This window comes from Brevundimonas sp. (assembly GCF_013912005.1).
Classification (GTDB): Bacteria; Pseudomonadota; Alphaproteobacteria; order Caulobacterales; family Caulobacteraceae; genus Brevundimonas.
Map to the genome: position 1 here is coordinate 58,604 of NZ_JACESB010000009.1, position 22,501 is coordinate 81,104.

At 68.4% G+C, this 22,501-nt stretch carries 18 protein-coding genes; 15 read left to right on the forward strand and 3 right to left on the reverse strand.

Annotation, left to right across the window (positions count from 1 at the left end; translation table 11 throughout):
• Position 1 precedes the first annotated feature (1 nt).
• Positions 2-3,250, forward strand: a complete 3,249-nt coding sequence (locus H2038_RS08390) for an efflux RND transporter permease subunit (RefSeq protein WP_292111575.1) — start codon at positions 2-4, stop codon at positions 3,248-3,250.
• Positions 3,250-4,686 carry an efflux transporter outer membrane subunit gene (locus H2038_RS08395; protein WP_292111578.1) on the forward strand — a complete coding sequence of 479 codons (1,437 nt, stop codon included), beginning with the start codon at positions 3,250-3,252 and terminating at the stop codon, positions 4,684-4,686. The genes H2038_RS08390 and H2038_RS08395 overlap by 1 nt, the downstream gene beginning before the upstream one ends.
• Positions 4,687-4,708: 22 nt before the next feature.
• Here the strand turns inward: H2038_RS08395 and H2038_RS08400 are convergent, their stop codons facing one another.
• Positions 4,709-6,466: an ATP-binding protein gene (locus H2038_RS08400; protein WP_292111581.1), complete on the reverse strand. Its 1,758-nt coding sequence runs from the start codon at positions 6,464-6,466 to the stop codon at positions 4,709-4,711.
• Positions 6,467-6,566: 100 nt separating this feature from the next.
• The gene (locus H2038_RS08405; RefSeq protein ID WP_292111583.1) at positions 6,567-7,856 is read right to left on the reverse strand and encodes a cystathionine gamma-synthase family protein; all 1,290 of its coding nucleotides are present in this window, start codon (positions 7,854-7,856) and stop codon (positions 6,567-6,569) included.
• A 140-nt stretch (positions 7,857-7,996) separates the two neighbouring features.
• Between H2038_RS08405 and acs the strand changes: the two genes are divergently transcribed.
• Positions 7,997-9,940 carry an acetate--CoA ligase gene (gene acs / locus H2038_RS08410; protein ID WP_292111585.1) on the forward strand — a complete coding sequence of 648 codons (1,944 nt, stop codon included), beginning with the start codon at positions 7,997-7,999 and terminating at the stop codon, positions 9,938-9,940.
• Between the two features lie 48 nt (positions 9,941-9,988).
• Here acs and H2038_RS08415 read toward each other — a convergent pair whose 3' ends face one another.
• Positions 9,989-10,843, reverse strand: a complete 855-nt coding sequence (locus H2038_RS08415) for a GNAT family N-acetyltransferase (RefSeq protein ID WP_292111587.1) — start codon at positions 10,841-10,843, stop codon at positions 9,989-9,991.
• Between the two features lie 133 nt (positions 10,844-10,976).
• Between H2038_RS08415 and H2038_RS08420 the strand changes: the two genes are divergently transcribed.
• The 12 genes from H2038_RS08420 to H2038_RS08475 all read left to right on the forward strand — a co-directional run bounded on the left by H2038_RS08420 (position 10,977) and on the right by H2038_RS08475 (position 22,500).
• Positions 10,977-11,855 (forward strand): polysaccharide deacetylase family protein, encoded by an 879-nt coding sequence (locus H2038_RS08420; RefSeq protein WP_292111590.1) that lies wholly within the window; start codon positions 10,977-10,979, stop codon positions 11,853-11,855.
• A 126-nt stretch (positions 11,856-11,981) separates the two neighbouring features.
• Positions 11,982-12,542, forward strand: a complete 561-nt coding sequence (rfbC, locus tag H2038_RS08425) for a dTDP-4-dehydrorhamnose 3,5-epimerase (protein WP_292111592.1) — start codon at positions 11,982-11,984, stop codon at positions 12,540-12,542.
• Positions 12,543-12,554: 12 nt separating this feature from the next.
• Positions 12,555-13,607, forward strand: a complete 1,053-nt coding sequence (rfbB, locus tag H2038_RS08430; protein WP_292111594.1) for a dTDP-glucose 4,6-dehydratase — start codon at positions 12,555-12,557, stop codon at positions 13,605-13,607.
• Positions 13,607-14,512 (forward strand): dTDP-4-dehydrorhamnose reductase, encoded by a 906-nt coding sequence (gene rfbD / locus H2038_RS08435; protein ID WP_292111596.1) that lies wholly within the window; start codon positions 13,607-13,609, stop codon positions 14,510-14,512. The genes rfbB and rfbD overlap by 1 nt, the downstream gene beginning before the upstream one ends.
• Positions 14,509-15,378: a glucose-1-phosphate thymidylyltransferase RfbA gene (rfbA, locus tag H2038_RS08440; RefSeq protein ID WP_292111599.1), complete on the forward strand. Its 870-nt coding sequence runs from the start codon at positions 14,509-14,511 to the stop codon at positions 15,376-15,378. Before rfbD ends, rfbA begins: the two co-directional genes overlap by 4 nt.
• Before the next feature lie 136 nt (positions 15,379-15,514).
• The gene (locus H2038_RS08445) at positions 15,515-16,756 is read left to right on the forward strand and encodes an O-antigen ligase family protein (protein ID WP_292111602.1); all 1,242 of its coding nucleotides are present in this window, start codon (positions 15,515-15,517) and stop codon (positions 16,754-16,756) included.
• A gap of 7 nt (positions 16,757-16,763) precedes the next feature.
• Positions 16,764-17,369 (forward strand): acyltransferase, encoded by a 606-nt coding sequence (locus H2038_RS08450; protein WP_292111605.1) that lies wholly within the window; start codon positions 16,764-16,766, stop codon positions 17,367-17,369.
• A complete protein-coding gene (locus tag H2038_RS08455) occupies positions 17,366-18,340 on the forward strand; it encodes a hypothetical protein (protein WP_292111608.1) in 975 nt (324 codons plus the stop codon). The genes H2038_RS08450 and H2038_RS08455 overlap by 4 nt, the downstream gene beginning before the upstream one ends.
• Positions 18,341-18,342: 2 nt before the next feature.
• Positions 18,343-19,335 (forward strand): hypothetical protein, encoded by a 993-nt coding sequence (locus H2038_RS08460; RefSeq protein ID WP_292111611.1) that lies wholly within the window; start codon positions 18,343-18,345, stop codon positions 19,333-19,335.
• A gap of 107 nt (positions 19,336-19,442) precedes the next feature.
• Complete coding sequence (locus tag H2038_RS08465) at positions 19,443-20,489, forward strand: Gfo/Idh/MocA family oxidoreductase (protein WP_292111614.1); 1,047 nt, start codon at positions 19,443-19,445, stop codon at positions 20,487-20,489.
• A complete protein-coding gene (locus tag H2038_RS08470; RefSeq protein WP_292111617.1) occupies positions 20,489-21,370 on the forward strand; it encodes a hypothetical protein in 882 nt (293 codons plus the stop codon). Before H2038_RS08465 ends, H2038_RS08470 begins: the two co-directional genes overlap by 1 nt.
• Positions 21,370-22,500: an NAD(P)-dependent oxidoreductase gene (locus tag H2038_RS08475; protein ID WP_292111619.1), complete on the forward strand. Its 1,131-nt coding sequence runs from the start codon at positions 21,370-21,372 to the stop codon at positions 22,498-22,500. Before H2038_RS08470 ends, H2038_RS08475 begins: the two co-directional genes overlap by 1 nt.
• Position 22,501 lies beyond the last annotated feature (1 nt).

Here is a 22,501-nt window from a genome sequence, read left to right on the forward strand (position 1 = left end):
GATGAACATCTCCCGCTTCTTCATCGACCGGCCGATCTTCGCGGCCGTGATCTCGGTGTTCATCACCCTGATCGGCCTGTTCGCCTACCCGCTGCTGCCGCTGTCGCAGTATCCGGAGATCGCGCCGCCGACGATCACCATCAACACCGCCTATCCGGGGGCCTCGGCCGAGACCCTGGCCGAGACCGTCGCCGCCCCGATCGAGCAGGAGGTCAACGGCGTCGAGGGGATGCTCTACCTGTCGTCCTCGTCGACCTCGGACGGGGCGGTGGCGATCACCGTCACCTTCAATCCGGGCACCGACCTCGACGCCGCCCAGGTGCTGGTCCAGAACCGCGTCGCCCTCGCCGAGCCGCGCCTGCCGGAGCAGGTCCGCCAGATCGGCGTGACGGTGAACAAGCAGGAGTCGGGCTTCCTGATGATCCTGGGGCTGACCTCCCCGGATCGCAGCCTGAACAACGACTACGTCGGCAACTACGCCCAGTCGGTGCTGCGCGACCGCCTGCTCCGCATCGAGGGGGTGGGCAACGTCCAGGTGTTCGGCGGCGGCAACTACTCGATGCGGGTGTGGATCGATCCGGCCAAGGCCGCGGCCCGCAATCTGACCGGACCGGACATCGTCGCCGCCCTGCGCGCCCAGAACGTCCAGGCCGCCGCCGGGGCGATCGGCCAGCCCCCGTTCGCCGCCAACGCCTCGGCCTTCCAGCTGCCGGTGCAGGTGCAGGGCCGCCTGAGCGATCCGGAGCAGTTCGGCGACATCGTCATCAAGACCGACGCCGAGGGCCGCGTGACCCGCGTCCGCGACGTCGCGCGCATCGAGCTGGGGGCCCAGGACTACGGCATCCGCGGCTTCTTCGACGGCCAGCGCGGCGTCGGCATCGCCATCGTCCAGCAGCCGGGCGCCAACGCCCTCGGCACCGCCGAGCGGGTGCTGGCGGAAGTCGAGGCCGTGCGGCCGGAGCTGCCGCAGGGCATGGACGTCCACATCGCCTACAACCCCACGGAGTTCGTCGCCGCCTCGGTGGAGTCGGTCCAGCACACCCTGTTCGAGGCCGTGATCCTCGTGGTGCTGGTGGTCATCGTCTTCCTGCAGACCTGGCGGGCGGCGATCATTCCGATCGTGGCGATTCCGGTGGCCCTGGTGGCGACCTTCGCCGTGCAGCTGATGCTCGGCTTCTCGATCAACTCCCTGTCGCTGTTCGCCCTCGTCCTCGCCGTCGGCATCGTCGTCGACGACGCCATCGTCGTGGTCGAGAACGTCGAGCGCTACATCCGCGAGGGGCTGACCCCGCGCGAGGCGGCCTACCGCTCGATGCAGGAAGTCTCGGGCGCCCTGATCGCCATCGGCCTGGTGCTGGTCTCGGTGTTCGTCCCCACCATGTTCGTCCCCGGGATCCCCGGAATCTTCTATCGCGAGTTCGCCATCGTCATCTCGACGGCGGCGGTGGTCTCGCTGATCGTCTCGCTGACCCTGTCGCCGGCCATGGCGGCCCTGCTGCTGAAGCCGCACCGGGCGCATGACCACAACGCCCGCAAGCCCGGCCTGCTCGGCACGGTCGCGCACTACGGCGGCTGGGCGGGCCGGCGGTTCAACGAGGGCTTCGACTGGCTGTCGGACCGGTACGGCCGGCTGACGGCCCGGCTCGTGCGCACCGTCGGCATCGTGCTGGTCGTCTACGTCGGCCTGCTGGCGCTGACCGGCTGGCGCCTGATGGACACCCCGTCCGGCTTCATCCCGGAGCAGGACCAAGGCTTCCTGATCGGCGTGGTGCAGCTGCCGCCCGGGGCCTCCCTGGACCGCACAGAGGCGGTGATGACCCGCGCCTCCGAGATCATCAAGGGCACCGAGGGCGTGGAGGGCATGGTCGCCTTCGCCGGTCTCGACGGCTCCAGCTTCTCGTTCGGCTCCAACGCCGCGACCATCTTCGTCCGCCTCGACGCCTTCGACGACCGCAAGACGGCCGAGCAGAGCGCCGCGGCCCTGGCGGGCGCCATCACCGGCGCCACCTACGGCATCGAGGACGCCAACATCTTCGTCATCGCCCCGCCGGCGGTGCAGGGGCTGGGCAACGGCAACGGCTTCCAGCTGATGGTGCAGGACCGCTCCGGCGCCGGCTACCGCGCGCTGGAAGGCGCCACCTTCGCCATGATGGGCGCGGCCGCCCAGTCGCCCGACCAAGTGCAGCAGGTCTTCTCGACCTACAACACCGGCTCGCCGCGAATCGCCGCCGACGTCGACCGCGACCGGGCGCTGATGATGGGCGTCCAGCCCGCCGACGTGTTCAACACGCTCGGCGTCTATCTCGGCTCGTCCTACGTCAACGACTTCAACTTCCTCGGCCGCACCTTCCGGGTCACGGCCCAGGCGGAGCCGACCTCGCGCGACGACATCGCCGACATCGCCAACCTGAAGACCCGCTCGGCCTCGGGGGCGATGGTGCCGATCGGCTCGGTCGCCACCCTGCGCGAAGACTCCGGGCCCGCCCGGGTGGTGCGCTACAACCTGTTCCCCGCCTCCGAACTGCAGGGACAAGCGGCCGCCGGCGTCTCCTCCGGCCAGGCGATCGCGACCATGGAGCAGCTGGCCGAGGCCACCCTGCCGCCGGGCTTCTCCTACGAGTGGACCGGTCTGGCGCTGCAGGAGAAGCAGTCGGCGGGGGGCGCGACCGTGGTCTTCGCCCTGGCGGTGGTCTTCGTCTTCCTGGTGCTGGCCGCCCAGTACGAGGCCTTCACCCTGCCCCTGGCCGTCGTCCTGATCGTGCCGATGTGCATCCTGGCGGCGATGATCGGGGTCAACCTGCGCGGTCTGGACAACAACATCCTCGTCCAGATCGGTCTGGTGGTGCTGATCGCGCTCGCGGCCAAGAACGCCATCCTGATCGTGGAGTTCGCCAAACAGGCCGAGGACGAGGGACTGAACCGCTGGGACGCCGCCGTGCGCGCCGCCCGGACCCGCCTGCGTCCGATCCTGATGACCTCGTTCGCCTTCATCTTCGGCGTCGTGCCGCTGATGCTGGCGACCGGCCCCGGCGCCGAGATGCGCCAGTCGCTCGGCACCGCGGTCTTCTCCGGCATGCTCGGCGTGACCCTGTTCGGCCTGATCTTCACGCCCGTCTTCTACGTCGTCTGCCGCTGGCTGGGGTCGAAGATGCCGAAGGCGCCGGAGAAGGAACGGACCATCCCGACCACCGAAGGCCTGCCGCCCCACACCGAAATCCAGCCGTCCGCCCCGCGGACGGGAGACGCCTGATGATCGAACGACCCTCTCTCCGGTTCCTGACCGCAACCGCCGGCGCCAGCCTCCTCCTGGCCTCGTGCGCGGTCGGGCCGAAGGCGCCCGACGCCGCCCTTCCCCCCCAGGCGTCGGGCGCCTTCATCGGCGCCGCCACCCCCGCCGTGTCCGCCGAGGCGGCGCGCGACGACTGGTGGCGGCTGTATGACGACCCGGCGCTGGACGGCCTCGTCGCCGAGGCCCTGGCGAACAACAACGAACTCGAGGCGGCGGCCGCGAACCTGCGCCGCGTCCGGGCGGCGCTCGGCGAGGCCCGGACCGCCCGCCTGCCCGGGACCACGACGGCCGGCGGCTTCAGCACCGGCCGTCCCTCGGCGGCGACGGTCCCGGGGCTTCCCGCCGGCGCCGAGGCCCCGGAGACCGACACATACGACGTCGGGCTGGACGTCTCCTACGAGATCGACCTGTTCGGCCGGGTCGGCTCGGTCATCCGCGCCGCCCGCGCCGACGCGGACGCCGCCGCCGCCGCCCTCGATGTGGTGCGGGTCAGCGTCGCCGCCGAGACCGCCCGCGCCTACGCCGACGCCTGCTCCGCCAACGCCCGCATCGACGTGGCGCAACGCACGGTCGAGCTGCAGGCCGACACCCTCGCCCTGACCGAAAGGCTGCTCGCGGCGGGTTCCGGCAACGGGCTCGACACCGCCCGGGCCCGGGCGGCGCTGGAGACCACCCGCGCCTCCCTGCCGCCGCTGCGCGCCGAGCGGGACGGCGCCCTGTTCCGGCTCGCCACCCTGACCGGCCGCACCCCCGCGGAGACCAGCGAGGCGGCGCGGAGTTGCGCCCGCCCGCCGCAACTGTCGCAGCCGATCCCGGTCGGCGACGGCGCCCGGCTGCTGGCCCGCCGCCCCGACGTTCGCCGGGCCGCGCGCGAGCTCGCCGCCGCCGCGGCGCGGGTGAACGTCGCCACCGCCGACCTGTTTCCGCGCGTCACGCTCGGCGGCGGTCTCGGCGCCACGGCGCTGGAGGCGGACGGGCTCGGCGACAGCGAGAATTTCCGCTTCAGCGTCGGACCGCTGATCAGCTGGTCCTTCCCCAACGTCCTCGCCGCCCGGGCCCGCATCGAACAGGCCGACGCGGCCTCGGACGCGGCCCTGGCGGGGTTCGACCAGACCGTGCTGGTGGCCCTGCAGGAGACCGAGACGGCGCTGGCCAACTACGCCAACGAGCTGGATCGCCGCAGCGCCCTGCAGGCGGCCCGGGACGAGGCCGCGCGGGCCGCCCGCCTGTCGCGCCTGCGCTTCGACGCGGGGGTCGACAGCTTCCTGGCCGTCCTCGACGCCGAGCGGACGCTGGCCGGCGCGGACGCCCAGCTGGCGGCCTCCGACGCTCTCGTCACCACCTATCAGATCGCCCTGTTCAAGGCGCTGGCGGGGGGCTGGGCCGGCGAGGGCTGATCCGGCGAGGGCCGGGACGGGGTCAGGCCGCCGCGACGGCCGTCCCCGCCCCGCCGCCGCGCGTGGCGCGATGCAGGGCGTCGTACAGCTTGCGGGGCTCCAGCGGCTTGGCGAGCCAGTCGGTCATCCCGGCCGCGCGACAGGCCGCGACCTGGCTGGCCTCCGTGCCGGCGCTGAAGCCGATCACCGGGATTTGGGCATTGCGGCCGCCCGAGGCGCGCAGCCGCCGGGTCGTCTCGTTGCCGTCGATCCCGGGCATGTTCACGTCCATGAGCACCAGGTCGAAGTCCTGCCCGGCCAGCGCCGCCAGGGCCTCGTGCCCATCCGACGCCGTGACGAAGTCGACGCCCAGCGGCTGGAGCACCAGGGCCAGGGTGCGTCGGTTGATCTCGTGGTCGTCGACGGCGAGGATTCGCAGACGCCGGTCCAGCTCGGACCTGGCCTCGGGGCGCGCCTCGACCGCCACCGGCTGGCCCACCGCGAGCCGCAGCGACAGGGTGAAGGCCGCGCCCTCTCCCGGCTGACTCGCCACGGTGAGATCCCCGCCCATCAGCTGCGCCAGGTCGCGGCTGACCTTCAGGCCCAGGCCGGTGCCGCCATAGGTGCGCGCCACCTCGGCGGAACCCTGCGCGAAGGGCGTGAACAGACGATCGAGCGCCTCCGGGGGAATGCCCTGCCCCTGGTCGCGCACGGTGATCTCGATCGCGACCGCGTCGGCCCCCTCCGCCCGCACCGCCGCCGCGATCTCCACCCGGCCGCGGGCGGTGAACTTGATCGCGTTCGACAGCAGGTTGTTGAGGATCTGGCGCAGCCGATGCGGATCGCCCTTCACCCACTGTCCCGCCGCCAGCCGGGCGGCGCGCAGCTCCAGGCCCTTCCCCGCCGCCTGGGCGCGCCAGAACCGCGCGGTGTCCGAGACCAGGGCCGACAGGTCGAAGTCGCGGGTCTCCAGCGCCATCGCTCCCGCCTCCATCTTGGAATGGTCGAGCAGGTCGTTGAGCATGCGCGTCATCAGGGCGGAGGCGTCGATGATCAGCTCGGACGTCTCCTTGCGCTGGCGCGGATCCGCGTCGTCGTGGATGACCTGTGCTCCGGCGAGGATGGCGCTGACCGGCGTGCGCAGCTCGTGGCTGATGATCGCCGCCATGGACGCGCGGTCGGCCATCGCCGCCTCGGCCTGCTGCACCCGGCGCTCCGCCTCTCTCAGCGCCCCCAGTTCGGCGGCCCGGGCGGCGTGCACCCGCCAGTAGACATTGAGGATCGACCCGATGAACAGCAGCGAGGCGAGGGTGGTGAGGACGGGATCGCCCGACGGGGATCCGGCGATGGCGAGGATCGGCATGACGATCAGCGCCGCGAGATAGGGCGTCGCGCCGACGAAGAAGATCGACCGCGCCTCAATGCCGGAGGCCACGTTGGTCAGCAGACCTCCGGCGATGATCAGCAGGGCGAAGCCCTGCAGGCCCCGTCCGTCGATCGTCCAGATGACCAGCGCGATCCCGCCGTAGAGGGCGGCCATGGCGAAGGTCGAGGCGAGCGCCAGGACGACGGCGGACGTTCCGGGCGTCTGCTCCGGGGAGCGGAAGCGGAGCATGGCCAGAAGCTCGAAGACCTGCACGGCGATCGCCGCCACGATCCACGGACCGATCCATTCCGCCCGTCCGGCGCTGTACAGCGCCCACGAGACGACAAGGGCCAGGAGCAGGCGGATGGGAACCTGCTTGCGGCGCTCGTGCGCCGTCGCGGACATCAGGGTCCCCAGGGTGTTCAACGATTGCATGCGACGCCTCCGGCATCGCCGTTACGCCGCGAAACCCAACAAGCCGTGAACGTCGTTCCGCCGGCCGTCGCCTGCCGCAACCGCGGCCCCTCCGCTTGACCTAGACCGCCTCCAGCGCCTCGGTCAGGTCGGCGAACAGGTCCTCGACATTCTCCACGCCGACCGACAGGCGCACCAGATTGTCGCCGATGCCGCAGCGCGCCTTGGCCTCCGGCGTGTAGTCCGAATGGGTCGTGCTGGACGGGTGGGAGACCAGGCTCTCGGTGCCGCCGAGACTGACCGCCAGCTTGAACAGGCGCAGCGCGTTCAGCATGCGGAAGGCCTCGGCCTCGCCGCCCTTCAGCCGGATCGAGAAGGTCGAACCCGGCCCCGCGCACTGGCGGGCGAAGATCGCCTGCTGGTCCGCGGAGCTCTCGGCCCCGCCGGCGTCGAGGACCGCCTCCACCTTCGGGTGGCCGCGCAGCCGGCGCACCAGCTCCATGGCGCTCGCCTGCGACCGCTCCATCCGCAGGTGCAGGGTCTCGAGGCTGCGGGTGAGCAGCCAGGCGGTGTGCGGATCGGTGACCGTCCCGCAGATGGTCCGCATCTCGGCCACCCGCCCCATCAGGTCAGACCGGCCCATGCAGGCGCCGGCGATCAGGTCCGAGTGGCCGCCGACGTATTTGGTCAGGGAGTAGAGCACCAGGTCGGCGCCGTGCTCGAGCGGCTTCTGCCACAGCGGCCCGAGGAAGGTGTTGTCGACCACGAGCGGCGGGGCTTCGGCCTGCCCCAGCTCCCGGATCGCCTCGGACGCGGCGCGGAGGTCGATCAGCTGGTTCGTCGGATTGGCCGGCGTCTCGACATAGACCGCCGCCAGGCGTCCGCCGCGCACGGCGGCCCGGGCGGCCGCGTCCCGCACGGCGCCGGCCAGGGCGGCCCCGCCGTCGCACTCGGCGACGCTGACCGTCTCGACCCCCATGCGCGGCAGGATGCGGTCGAACAGGTACTCGGTGCCGCCGTAGGCCGGAGCCGTGTAGACCACCACGTCGTTGGGTCGGCTCAGCGCCAGGATGGTCGTCGAAATCGCCGCCATGCCGCTGGAGAAGACCAGGGCCTTGTCGGCTCCGTCCCAGACCGCCAGCCGATCCTCGAGGATCTCCAGATTGGGGTTGTTGATGCGCGAATAGATCAGGCCCAGCGCCTCGTCCGGCTCCTTCTCGCGCAGGCCGTAGGCGACCTCGAAGAAGCGCTTGCCGTCCTCGGCCGAGCGGAACACGAAGGTCGAGGTCTGGAAGATCGGCGGCTTGATCGAGCCTTCCGACAGGGTCGGATCGTAGCCGTAGCCCATCATCAGGGTCTCCGGCGCGAGCGGGCGGCCGCCCAGGGCGCGGGCGCGGTGGCGATCGGTCATGCGGCGTCTCCTGCGGGCGCGTCTGCCGGCGCCCTGTCGATGCGGGCCGATAGCCCATCCCGCCCGGCTTCTCCAGCCGTCGCCCTTCCGCGCCGGCCGGGGCGGCTCTAACGTGAACCGGTCAGCCGCAGGAAACCGTCATGACCGAGCCCGAACTCTATCCCGTCCCGTCCGAGTGGTCGCAGCGCGCCCGCATGACCCGGGCCGGATACGAGGCGGCGCGGGCGGCCGCGCGGGAGACGCCGGAGAGCTTCTGGGCCGAGCAGGCGCGGCGGCTGGACTGGTTCGAGACCCCGACCCGGATCCGCGACGTGTCGTTCGACAAGGCCGACTTCCGCATCCGCTGGTTCCAGGACGGCGCGCTCAACGTGGCGCACAACTGCCTCGACCGGCACCTGGCCGAGCGCGGCGACCAGACGGCGATCATCTGGGAGGGCGACGATCCCGACCAGTCGGGCAAGCTGACCTATCGCGAGCTGCACGCCGAGGTGTGCCGCATGGCCAACGTCCTGAAGGGGCTGGGCGTCGGCAAGGGCGACCGGGTGACGCTCTACCTGCCGATGATCCCGGCCGCCGCCGTGGCCATGCTGGCCTGCGCCCGCATCGGGGCCATTCATTCGGTGGTGTTCGGCGGCTTCTCGCCCGAGAGCCTGTGCGGCCGCATCGAGGATTGCGGCTCGAAGGTGGTGATCACCGCCGACGAGGGGCTGCGGGGCGGCCGGCGGGTGCCGCTGAAGGCCAATGTCGACGCCGCGCTCGACCGGGGCGCGGCGGCGGTGGTCGAAAAGGTGCTGGTCGTCTCCCACACCAACGCCGACGTGCCGATGGTCGAGGGCCGCGACGTGCGCTACGGCGAGGCGAAGCACGGCGTCTCCGACGACTGCCCGTGCGAGCCGATGAACGCCGAGGATCCGCTGTTCATCCTCTACACCTCGGGTTCGACGGGGAAGCCCAAGGGGGTGCTGCACACCACCGGCGGCTACCTGTTCTGGGCCTCGTGGACCCACGAGCTGGTGTTCGACTACCGCCCGGGCGAGGTGTTCTGGTGCACCGCCGACGTCGGCTGGGTCACCGGCCACAGCTACTGCGTCTACGGCCCCTTGGCCAACGGGGCGACCACCCTGATGTTCGAGGGCGTGCCCAACTACCCGGACCACAGCCGCTTCTGGCGCGTGGTCGACAAGCACCGGGTCGAGATCTTCTACACCGCGCCGACCGCGCTGCGGGCGTTGATGCGCGAGGGCGAGGGGCCGGTGAAGGCGACCGACCGTTCCTCGCTGCGCCTGCTCGGCACGGTCGGCGAGCCGATCAACCCGGAGGCCTGGCGCTGGTACCACGAGGTGGTCGGCGAGGGCCGCTGCCCGATCGTCGACACCTGGTGGCAGACCGAGACGGGGGGCGTGCTGGTCTCCCCCCTCCCCGGCGCCACCGACCTCAAGCCCGGTTCGGCGACGAAGCCGCTGCCGGGCGTCGAACTGCAGATCGTCGACGCCGACGGCGCCGTGCTGGAGGGGCCGGCCGAAGGCAACCTGTGCATCACCGACAGCTGGCCCGGCCAGATGCGCACCGTCTGGGGCGATCCGCAGCGCTTCTTCGACACCTATTTCTCGACCTATCCGGGCAAGTACTTCACCGGCGACGGCTGCCGCCGGGACGCGGACGGCTACTACTGGATCACCGGCCGGGTCGACGACGTGATCAACGTCTCCGGGCACCGCATGGGGACCGCCGAGGTCGAGAGCGCCCTGGTGCTGCACGAGGCGGTGGCCGAGGCCGCCGTGGTCGGCTTCCCCCACGACATCAAGGGCCAGGGCATCTGGGCCTATGTCACCCTCAAGGCGGGGGTCGATCCCTCCGACGAGCTGCGCCGCGACCTCGTCGCCCACGTCCGCACCGAAATCGGCCCGATCGCCGCCCCCGACGTCATCCAGTGGGCCCCCGGCCTGCCGAAGACGCGATCGGGCAAGATCATGCGGCGTATCCTGCGGAAGATCGCCGAGGGGGAGACGGGGGCGCTGGGGGATGTGTCGACGCTGGCCGATCCCGGAGTGGTGGAGGATCTGGTGCGCGGCGCGCGAAGGTGACGCCGGGGACAAGGTCGGCCCGCCGCCCCCGAACGGCGCCTGCGTCCGTCAGAAGGTGTCCATCGCCAAGCCGTCGAACCGGAGCTGCGCCGGCAGGTCCGCGGGCAGGTCCGGATCCAGCGCGCGCCAGATCACGTGCCACGGCGACGGCTGCATCCGCAGCGGCAGGCGCCCGATCGCGGGAGCATGGGGCCCGAAGTAGGGAGTCAGCCCCGGGGTCCACGGCAGGGCCCGCGGAAGGGTCAGCAGCGCTGCAGTCTGGCTTCCGGGCAGCCGCGCCAGGTGGAAACGGACGCCCTTGAGCTGGACGCCGATATCCAGCCGGCCGCCGCCCGGCGTCGCCGCGCTGTAGGTCCGGGCCGGATTGGCGAAGCGCCAGGCCAGCCAGTCGGCGTCTACCTCGATGTTGAGGACGTCCTTTTGGGCGGGCACCGCATTGCAGGCCAGGTACAGTCGGATCTGGCCCAGCGAACTGAAGCCGAGCTTGCGCAGGAAGCCGCCGACGGAGTTGGCGTTGGCCGCGCCGACGATGAACTGCACGCCCATGGTGGCCGCCAGGTCGTAGGTCTGCGTGGCGAGGCGGGTGAACAGCCCCTTGCCCTGGTGATCCGGGTGCGTCGCGGTGTTGACGGAGAGGGCGGCGCTGAGCTGTTGCGCCCCGAGGGCGTAGCGCCGCGGAATGACGGCGTAGTGGGCGACAAGTTTGTCGTCAGCAAACGCGTCCATTCCGATGACGCGGCCGTGCGGGTTGTCCAGATACTGCCACTGCAGATACTCAGCGGTGAGCTTGTCGTCTGCGAATGAAGACCGGAAAAGTTCGACGTAATCCTCAACCGAGGCTGAGGCCAGCGCAGGTCTCATTTCATAATCCGACACGGCCGCTTTCCCCTCGTCGACGTTCATGAAAATCGCTATCACCCCTCGCCGCCCCTGCCAACGCCGAAGCCGGCCGCCCGGAGCCAAGCCTTGCTGGCTGCAATGGCGTGACCCATAACGACTTTCCCAGCCGCAGACGCATTCTGGTTCGCCCTTCGCCATGCTCGACACGAACACCCGGCCGCCCTTCTATTTCTCGGTGGATTTCGAGGACATCGGGACGGACATGCTCCGTTTTCTCGGCATCGATCGCAGGGCGGCGGCGCGGGAGGACATCCTCTGGCGCACCTACGAAGACATCAACGCCTTCTCGCAGCGGTCGCTGAACGGTCGCCCCCTCACCTTCTTTTGTACGGGGGTCCTGGGAATTCATGCGCCCGCGCTGATCCGGCGCATCGCGGCGGATGGGCACGAGATCGGTTGCCACTCGCACTTCCACGACGCGGTCTTCAAGGACAGTCCGGAGACCTTCGATAGACGCCTGGGCGAGGCCATCGACGCTCTCGAGGCCGCGGCCAATGCGCCGGTGCTGGGGTTCCGCGCACCCATGTTCTCAGTGCTGGCCACCCACACGGAGCACTACGCCTGCATCGCACGCCGCTTCCGCTATGATTCAAGCATCATCGCCGACCTCGACGAGGATTTCGACGAGTCGCGCTATGCGGGTATCACCGGAGGCGGGGCGCTTCGCCTGTTTCCTGTACCCATGGTGCGCAAGCTTGGCCGCATCAAGCACAAGACCGGCGGGACCTTTTTCAAGGTGTTCCCGCTGGAATGGACCTTCGAGGCGCTGGCGGCCGCGCCGGAGCGAAACGTGCCTCCGCTGTTCTATGTGCACCCGTACGAGTTCACCTCAGACGGTCGATTCCGCCTCGGATGGGCCGATCTCGCGCCCCTTGGACGGGCCAAACAGGCCCTCTGGTGGGCCCGACAGGCGCAGTGGCACAACGTCGGGAACGGAGGCCTCATGAACCGCCTGACAGCCCTGGCCGACCGCTTCGAGCACCAGGGCAACATGCGCGACCTGCTCGACGCCTGACGGGGGGCGTCCCCTTGCTTCGTGCGGGGATCGCGTGCAGATACACCGCGGCTGGCGCCGCGGGCGCGCGGCAGCGGCGATGGGGCGCCGCAGGTTGCAGGACGTGCCACACGGTTCGGGGGAATAATGGGTAACTTCCGGATCACGCGATCACCGATCCCTGACCTGCGCATTATCGAGACCCGCAGGTTCGCGGACGATCGCGGCCATTTCAGCGAGACCTTCAGCCAGTCGGCCCTCGCGGACGACGGTTTCGACGCCCCCTTCGTCCAGGACAACCAGTCCCTGTCGCGGGCGACGGGCACCCTTCGCGGTCTGCACTTCCAGACAGCCCCCTTCGCCCAGGACAAGCTGGTGCGCGTCATCGCCGGCTCGGTCTGGGATGTCGCGGTCGACCTGCGCAGGTCTTCGCCGACCTTCCGACAGTGGTACGGGCTCGAATTGAGCGCCGAGAACGGCCTTCAACTGCTCGTTCCCGTCGGCTTCGCCCACGGCTTCCTGACCCTCGAGCCTGAGACGATCGTGGCCTACAAGGTCACCGCCCCCTACAGCGGGGCGAACGACGCGGGCGTGGCCTGGGACGACCCGGACCTTGCGGTCGGCTGGCCTCTGCCGGTCGCCGAACCGGTCCTTTCGGACAAGGATCGGAACCTTCCCCGGTTGGCGCACGCCGCCCTTTTCGACTGAGACAGGCCAGATATGCGGGTTATCATCACCGGCGGATGCGGCTTCATTGGCTCGGCCGTTTGCCGCCATGTCGTTGGAGATCTCGGCTGGACCGCTCTCAACGTGGACAGCCTGACGTACGCCGCCAACCCGGCGAATGTCGCGGAACTCGAGGCGTCGGGGCGATACGAGTTCCTCAAGGCTGACATCTGTGACGCCGGCGCCATGCGTCAGGCGTTCCACGACTTCCGGCCGGACGCCATCATCCACCTCGCCGCGGAAAGCCATGTGGACCGGTCCATCACCGGCTCGGCCGCCTTCATCCAGACCAACATCGTCGGGACCCACGTCCTGCTCGAGGCGGCGCGGGCCTACTGCGCCGATCTGGAGGGCGAGAGCCGTCGCGCCTTCCGCTTCATCCATGTCTCGACGGACGAGGTGTACGGATCGCTGGGGCCGACGGGGCTGTTCACCGAGACCACCGCCTACGACCCGCGCTCGCCCTACTCCGCCTCGAAGGCGGCATCGGACCATCTGGTGAGCGCCTGGCACGAGACCTACGGCCTGCAAACGGTCATCACCAACTGCTCGAACAACTACGGCCCCTATCACTTCCCCGAGAAGCTGATCCCGCTGGTCATTCTCAACGCCCTCGAGGGCAAGCCGCTGCCGGTGTACGGCGACGGCTCGAACGTCCGCGACTGGCTGTTTGTCGAGGATCACGCCAAGGGCATCGCCCTCGCGCTGGTTCGCGGCGTTCCGGGCGAAAAGTACAACTTCGGCGGCCGCGCCGAACGGCGCAACCTGGAGGTGGTGGAGGCCATCTGCGATATTCTTGACGCCGCACGCCCCCTCAATCATCCGCGGCGGGAGCTGATTACGTTCGTGACGGACCGCCCCGGCCACGACGCCCGCTACGCCATCGACTCCACCAAGGCCGAACGTGAGCTTGGCTGGTCCTCCAGCGTCACCTTCGAGGAGGGGCTGGGCCGGACCGTGGATTGGTACCTGGCCAACGAGTCCTGGTGGCGGCCGCTTCGCGACGGCGTGTATTCGGGCGACCGTCTCGGCCTGGTGGGAACCTGATGTCCCGCATCCTCGTCCTGGGCCGCTCGGGCCAGGTGGCCACCGCGCTCGTCCCCCGGCTCCGCGCCGACGGGCATGAGGTCGAGGCGGTGGGGCGCGCCGAGGTCGATCTGGCGAACCCGCCTGCCGCCCGGGACGCCGTTCTCGCCCGTAGACCTGATCTGGTGATCAATGCCGCCGCCTATACGGCGGTTGACCGGGCAGAGACCGAGGAAGCCGCAGCGATGGCGCTCAACGCCGACGGCCCGGCCGCCGCCGCGGCCGCCGCCGCCAGCCTGGGCGCGCCCTTCATCCACTTCTCCACCGACTATGTGTTCGATGGCGAAAAGGGTGAGCCGTACACCGAAACCGACGCCACCAATCCGCTCGGCGTGTACGGGCGCAGCAAGCTGCTCGGAGAAGAAGCGTTGGCCGCCGCCAATCCCCGGTCGGTCATCCTGCGTACGGCGTGGGTCTGCAGCCCTCACGGGGCCAACTTCCTCAAGACGATGCTGCGCCTCGCGGCCGAGAGGGAGGAGCTGGGAGTCGTCGACGACCAGCGAGGAAAGCCGACCTTCGCGCGCGACCTGGCTGACGTCGCGGCACGCATCGCGCCTGCCGCACTGACCTCCGGAGCGCCGGACACGTGGGGCGTGTTCCACGTGGCGAGCCGCGGCGAGACGACCTGGTGCGGTTTCGCCCGCGCCATCATGGAAGGTTCGCTCGCCCGGGGCGGCCCCGCCTGCCGGGTGCGCGCCATCTCGACTGAAGACTATCCCACGCCCGCCCGCCGGCCGGCGGACTCCCGGCTGGCGACGGACCGTCTCGAACGCGTGTACGGCGTCAGCATGCCTGACTGGCGCGAGGCGCTCGAGGATTGCCTGGACAGCCTTCTGGGCCCGATCAAAGCAAGGAAGACATCATGAAGGGCATCATCCTTGCCGGCGGCAGCGGCACGCGCCTTCACCCGCTGACCCTGGTGACCTCCAAGCAGCTGCTTCCGGTCTACGACAAGCCGATGATCTATCATCCGCTGACCACCCTGATGCTGGCGGGCATCACCGAGATATTGATCATCACCACGCCCCACGACCGGCCGACCTTCGAACGGGTCCTCGGCGACGGAAGCCAGTGGGGGATCTCTCTCAGCTATGCGGAGCAGCCCTCCCCCAACGGGCTGGCGGAAGCCTACATCATCGGCGCCGACTTCGTCCGCGGCCACCACTCCTGCCTCATCCTCGGCGACAACATCATCTACGGCCACGGCCTGCCCGACGCGCTGATCGGCGCCCGGCAGAAGCTCGCGTCCGGCGCCACCGTGTTCGCCTACCAGGTCAACGACCCGGAACGGTACGGCATCGTCACCTTCGACGGTGACGGCGTCGCCCGAACCATCGAGGAGAAGCCGAAGGCCCCCCGGTCTGACTGGGCGGTGATCGGCATTTATTTCTACGACCCCGAAGTCGTCGAGATCGCGCGGAGCATCAAGCCCTCCGCCCGCGGCGAACTCGAGATCACCGACATCAACCGGCACTACCTCGAGCGCGGTTCCCTGAACGTCGAACGGCTGGGCCGCGGCTTCGCCTGGTTCGACGCCGGGACGCACGAGGCCCTGCTTGAAGCCAGCGACTACGTCAGCGTGCTCGAGAAGCGGCAGGGCCTGAAGATCGCCTGCCCCGAGGAGATCGCCTTCCGGCAGGGCCTGATCGGTCGCGAGGAGCTCAAGCGTGCGGAAGCGGCGCTGACCAAGAGCGAGTATGGCGCTTATCTGAGGAAGCTGCTCGCCGGCTAACCTGTGCGCCGCCCCGGCCATAAAGGCGGTGGACCTCGTCGCGATGGTCGGTCAAGAAGCGTTTCGGACGAGAACCCGTCCCGGTAGTTGGTGAAATCAGGGCATGGCGGCGCATCAGCACATCCTGAGTCCCGGGATGGTCCAGCAGCTTCGGCGGCTCGCGATCTTCCTCGCCATGCTCATGAGCGGCGGGAGCCTGATCTTCCCGCGCGTCCCGCTTCTCATCGCGATCCTCGGCCTCTGCTTCTTGATCAAGGGGCCGACCTTCGGCGTGCGTCGCGAACTGGGCTTCGTCGCCGTGGTCCTGATCGGCGTCTTCATCGTCGCCGTGGCCGGCGCCGACGGCTTCAACGCCATGGCCGTCGTCACCCGTTTCGCCAACTTCATCGCCGGGATCGCGCTGCTTTCGCTCTACCTCGACCAGCCGTCCGACACCCTGGCTCGGGACGTGCAGCCGATCTTCCGGTGGATGGGTCTCCAGATCATCGGCACCGTCCTGCTGGCGGCGCTGGTCCCCCAGGTATTCACGACCATCTCCATCGAGGACGCGAACTACCAAACCTTCCTGTACATCTTCACCTATCACAACCTTCTGGAAACAACTTCCCTTCTGGTTCGACCGGACGGATTCTTCTTTGAGCCGGGCGTATTCCAGATCTATATGAACATATACCTGTTCATCGCCTTGTTCATGTTCAGGAGCCGTTACGACATCCCGCTGGCCCTTATCGGACTGGCGCTCCTGCAATCGACTACGGGCATCCTGATTACCTGCCTGCTGCTGGCGGCCGCCTATGCGCGCAGGTTCGGCGAGGCCCAGCATGCCGAGAAGTTCCTCGTCATGCTGGCTGCGCCGTTTCTGGCCATTCCGCTGATTTTCTTCGCCGCCCAGAACGTCAATGACAAGTTCAACGGCGAGATGCGGGGCTCCAGCTGGGCGCGGGAATATGATCTCCGCACCGGCCTCAACATCATCGCCGCCCATCCGCTGGTCGGGGTCGGGTTCGACAACGAGCGCTACAAGCGGGAGGCGGCGCGGCTCGGCTACGACCAGGGCGAGCTCGACTTCCGCTCGACGGTCGACCGCAGCAGCTCGAACGGCCTGGTCAGCCTTGTGGCGAGCATCGGCATTCCGATGTCCATCCCCTTCCTGATCGCCCTGTTCCGGCAAAGGTTCTTCGGGCAGCGGCTGCTCTTCGGCGGCATCCTCGTGCTGTCGTTCCTCAGCGAGGCGATCATGCTGACGCCGTTCTTCCTGATGCTGATGTTCAGTGCGATGCTGGCCGTGAAGCGGCGGGCGCCGAACCGCGCCGCTCAAGGAGGGCGCCAGCAGGGCGACCGCAACGCGGTCGCCGCCGCAGGCCGAATGCCGGGCTGAGCCGATGATGCTTCACATCCGGCTCGCCAACGCGGTCAGGGCCCGCCTGTTCAGATTGTTTTTTGCGCGGAGTTTCGGCCGCTTCGGCCGGGGCTCGCTTGTCGTGGCGCCCGTCGGGATCGAAGGGCCGGGGCGGATCTTCATCGGCGACGATGTCTATGTCGCGCCGCAGTCCTATCTGGCCGCCACCCCTCACACCGGTGAAGATTCCTGCCGGCTCGAAGTCGGCGACGGGTGCCGGATCGGCCGCTTCAATCACATCTACGCCACCCGTCGGGTCGTCCTCCATCCACGGGTGCTCACGGCCAATGGCGTCTATATCGGCGACAACCTGCACGCCTTCGACAACCCCCAGGTCCCGGTGATGGACCAGCCGGTCCGCCAGCTGAGAGACACCGAGATCGGCGAGGGCTCGTGGCTGGGCCACAACTCGTGCGTGATCGGAGCGACGATCGGCAAGGGATGCGTCATCGGGGCGAATGCTGTCGTCACCCGGGACATTCCCGACTACTCAGTCGCTGTCGGAGCCCCCGCGATCGTGATCCGCCGCCTCGACGGGCAGGCGGGGGTGTGGAGACCGACATTGCCGAACGGCGAGTTCCTGACCTCATGAACATACTTCTTATCGCCCTCCACTATCACGACTACACGGCGAATATCGCCGCCGAGCTCAGGAGCGCCGGCCACAGCGTCTCGGTTCACGACATCATGCCCCGCACCCTGGACATGAAGGCGCTTCGGCTGCTCGCGCCCGAGGTCTGGCAGAGCCGGCTCGACGCGCATCACCGGAAGGTCCTGGAGGCGGAGCGAGGCGCGACCTACGATCTCGTGCTGTTCATCCAGGCCCACCAGATGTCCGCGGCGAACATGGCCGCCTTCCGGGAGGCCTTCGCGACCGCCCGCTTCAGTCTCTACAACTGGGACTCCATATCGAACCACGATTACCGGCCCCACCTCGACGCCTTCGACGACGTATTCACCTTCGATCCGGACGACGCGCGGGCCCACGGCCTCCACTATCTGCCGCTGTTCTGCAGCCGCGCCTTCCAGAACCTGCCGCGCCCGCCGGAAGGCACGCGCGCGGTCTACTTCGTCGGCAATATCGTCAACCCCGCCCGGTACGACATGATCGCCGCCTTCAGGTCCTACTGCGAGGAAGCCGACATCCCCTTCCGCGCCTTCATGGCCTGCACACTGCCGGTGCGGCTGAAGATGCGACGTAGCGGCCGCAGACCCACCGGCCTGTCGTCCGGCTCGATCTCCCGCGAAGCCTTCATGAATATGGTGAGCGCCTCCACGGGGACGTTCGATTTCGCCAACCACCAGCAGTCAGGCTACACGATGAGGGTCTTCGAGAACCTCTGCGCAGGCAAGAAGATCATCACCAACAACCAACGCATCCGGCGCGAGCCGTTCTACTCGCCCGACCGCATCCATGTGTTCGAAGGCACGGACTTTTCAGGCGTGAAGGCCTTCCTCGAGACGCCGCTGCAGGCGCCCGACGAGACCTTCCCCGCGTACCACATCCAGACCTTCGTCAATCACATCGTGGAAGGGCGCGGCCACTTCCTTCCGGCGCAATGACCATGGGCGCCAAGACCTGCCTTCTGATCATGCCGCTGCCGTTCTACGCGTTCGAGCGGGTCATCTGCGACGAACTCAAGGCGCGTGGCTACGAGGTGACGCTGGCCAATGAGGAGTATCCCCACACGCCGCTTGGCCGCGTCATGGGGAAGCTGGACCTGCCCATCATCCGTTGGTGGACGCGACGGGTGTTCCGCCGCCGCTTCCTGAACGGCGGTCGCTGGACCCTCGTTATCATCATCAAGGGGCGTGGCGTCGGCCCCGAACTGGTCAAGGACCTGAAAGCCTCCGCCGACCGCGTCGTCGGTTATCATTTCGACGCCCTGTCCTACGACCGCGCCACCCGGCGCTGGGGCGCAAGCGTCGACCGGGTCTCGACCTTCGACTACCGCGACGCCCGCGACACTGGCTGGCCGGTGGTGGAGCTCTTTTCGGCCCAGCCGCCGCTCGAGCCCGCGCCACCCGTCCGGCACCGCCTCTCGGCGATCCAGCGCAACCACTCGGGCCGTCTCGCCTACCTTGACCGGGTCGTCTCGGCGCTGGGATCCGAGGAGACGTTTGTCTTCATCTTCGAGAAGGGCCCGCTGAGCCTGTTGCTGAACGCCATCCGGCAGCCGGCTCTGTACTGGAAGTGGCGCAAGTCGATCTCGTTCAAGCCACTGCCCTACGACCAGTACCTGGACGCCCTCGCATCCTCGGAGTTCACGCTCGACTACGCCCACCCTCTCCAGACGGGCGCCACGATGCGGTGCTTCGAAGCCAGGGCCATGGGCGTCAAGATCATCACCAACAATCCGCACACCCTGGAGAGCCCCTACTTCAGCGAGCAGAACGCCATCGTCTATCCGATGAACGGCGATCCCGATGCTCTCCGCGCGCGCGTCCGCGAGCTGGCCGGCGTCCGTCCCGCGCCCTCGCAGCGAACGCCCGCGCAGTTCGTCACGGAGCTCGTGGGAGACGATCTCTCGCGGTCGCCAGAGCCGAATGCGGGTTGAACTTCGCTAGCGTGGCCGATAGGAGTGGCGCCGAACCGCGTCGCCGCCAACCTTAGCGTGCATGACTCGCGCCCCCAGCTTTATCAGACAGGTCGGTCTCGCAACCTATGGCAGACAAATCACTCAAGGTCGGGGTCATTGGCGCCGGCCGGATGGGCGTCACGCATCACTGCATCATCAACAGCCATCCGGACGTAGCCGTCGTGGCCATCGCGGACCCGTCGCCGCTGGTCACCATGATGATGTCGAAGTATGCCGGCGTCCGGGCCTACAAGGACTATCGCTCGCTGCTTGACAAGGAGCAGCTGGACGCGGTGCTGGTCTGCACGCCGCCGGCAGCCAACCACGACGTTCTCTCGGCCGTGGCAGACCTCAACATCCACGCGTTCGTCGAGAAGCCGTTCACCCTCTCCGCCGCCTCGGGCGCGGAGCTGGCCACGCGCTTCCAGGAGCGCGGCCTCGTCAATCAGGTCGGCTACACCAGCCGCTTCAACGACGCCCTGCACTCGGCGAAGCTGCTTCTCGATCAGGGGGTTATCGGCCGGGTCATCCGCTTCCGCAGCGAGACCTTCTCCTCGGCCATCATCCGTGATCCGGGCGAGGACGGATGGCGCTCGACCCACGCCAACGGCGGCGGCGCCACCTACGAGATGGGCTCGCACGCCATCGACATGGTCAACTATCTGGTCGGCGCGCCGGACCGGGTGTCCGGAACCAGCCTGACCAAGGTCTGGTCCCGCAATGTCGAGGACATCGCCTCGGCCAGCTTCATCTACGATTCCGGTCTCTCGGGCTCCATCTACGTCAACTGGAGCGACCCGACCTATCGCAAGCCGACGACCCGGTTCGAGGTTTTCGGAAGCAAGGGCAAGCTGATCGCCGACTATCACGGCATCAAGCTCTACCTGAACGAGCCGAACGAGGCCCACGGGTTCGCCGCCGGCTGGAACCAGCGATACATCACCGACCTGTTCACTCCCGCGCCCTTCTATCTGCGCGGGTTCGAATTCACCTCCCAGATGTACCATTTCGTCGACCATGTACTGAAGGGCGACCTCGCGACCCGCTGCACCTTCGCCGACGGCGTCGCCACCCTGAAGGTCATCGAACGGATGTTCAGCGACAACGAAGCAGACCACAGGGTTCGCGCCTGATGCCCCAGATCGACCGCATTGTCTTTGGCGACAACCAGTTCTTCGGCATCAACCACATGTCGCTGGACAAGGCGCTGGCGCAGGCCGAGCGCTTCGCCGAGCTGGACTCCATCTTCGAGGTCTATGACGCCGCTTTCGACGCAGGCGTTCGCGCGGTTATGCTGAACAGCAACGCGCGGGCCGGCGAGATCTGCGACCGGTTCCGGGCCGACAAGGCCCGCTACGGGCAGATCGCCTGGTACCCGTCCATTCCATATCCCCACAAGTACGCGAACCTCGTCGCGGAGAAGGGGATGGTCGGGGCGCTCCAGTCGATTCTGATGTCCGAAGGCTCGATGTCCGCACTCGGCAAGATCGCCAGCGGCAGCCTCGCCGTCATGTCGATGGACGCCGTCCGCATGATGAAGATGCTGGTTGACCAGGAGATGACGGCCTTCAAGGGCCTCGATGTCCGTGTGATCTTCCTGCAGAACATCGTGGTGGATCTGATGCTCGGCTTCGGCGTCGCCGAACCCTTCATCGAGTACTGCAATCACGTCCGGAAAAAGTACGGCGTCTATCCTGGCTTCATCACCCAGAACCTTCCCCTGCTTCGCCAGCGGCTGCAGGAGTGGGGCATCCACGATGTCGTGATCTGCGCGTCCATCAACAAGATTGGCTACGTGATGTCGCCGTCGCGCGCCGCCTACGACGAGGTCCTGGCGGAGAACGACGGGTCCGACTACGCCATCATGGCCATGGCCACGCTGGCCTCCGGCGCGATCCCGGCCCCGGAAGCCTACGAGTACATCAACAGCCTCAACATCCAGTCGGTAGTGTTTGGCGCCTCGTCCCGCGGAAACATCCAGCAGACCGTCAAACTGATCCGGAAGGAGGCGTAATGGCCAAAGTCCTGATCACCGGCGGCGCCGGCTTCATCGGTTCGAAACTCGCGCTCCACCTGGTGGCGCGCGGTCATGAACTCACCGTCCTCGACTGCCTCGCGGCCCAGGTCCATGGCGCGGACGGCGAGCAGTCCGACCTGTACCAGGCCATCGCCGGCAAGGTGCGCTTCCTCCGCGGGGACGTGACCAGTCGCGAGGACATGACCACGGCGCTCGCCGGTCAGGAGGTGGTGGTCCACCTCGCCGCAGAAACCGGCACCGGCCAGTCGATGTACCAGATCGACCACTACACGCGCGTCAACATCGGCGGCACCGCCCTGATGTTCGATATCCTCGCCAACGCGCCGCATTCCGTGCGCCGCATCGTGGTCGCGTCGTCCCGCTCGGTCTACGGCGAGGGGCGCTACCGCTCCGAGACCATGGGCTACGTCTACCCCGAGCACCGCTCCGCGGAGGACATGCAGGCGGGGGACTTCGAGGTGAAGCATCCCGGCGCCGGCGCGCTGACGCTCGTGCCGACCGACGAGGACTCGCGGCTGCACCCGTCCTCGCTCTACGGCATCACCAAGCAGGTGCAGGAGCAGATGGTGATGACCTTGGCGCCGACGCTCGGCATTGAGCCCGTCGCCTTCCGGTACCAGAACGTCTTTGGTCCGGGGCAGTCGCTGTCCAACCCCTACACCGGCATCCTGTCGATCTTCTCGAACCTCATCATGCAGGGGAAGCCGGTCAACATCTTCGAGGACGGCGAGGAAAGCCGCGACTTCGTCTTCGTCGACGACGTCGTGACGGCAACGGCGCTCGGGGTCGAGAAGCCCGAAGCCGCCGGCGGCGTCTTCAACGTCGGCTCGGGCGCCCCGGTGACGGTCAAGCAGGTCGTCGACGCCCTGTCGCGTCACCTCGGCATGCCGGTGCAGTCCACCGTGACCGGAAATTTCCGCCTCGGCGACATCCGCCACAACTACGCGGACATGACCCTGGCGACGGAGCGGCTCGGCTTCCGCCCGGCCTACGATTTCGAGCGCGGCATCGCCGAGTTCTGCAAGTGGGTCCTGGCCTCGGGCCCGCGCGAAAGCGGCTACGAGAAGTCCCTCCTCGAAATGAGGGAAAAAGGGCTCATGAAGTAGG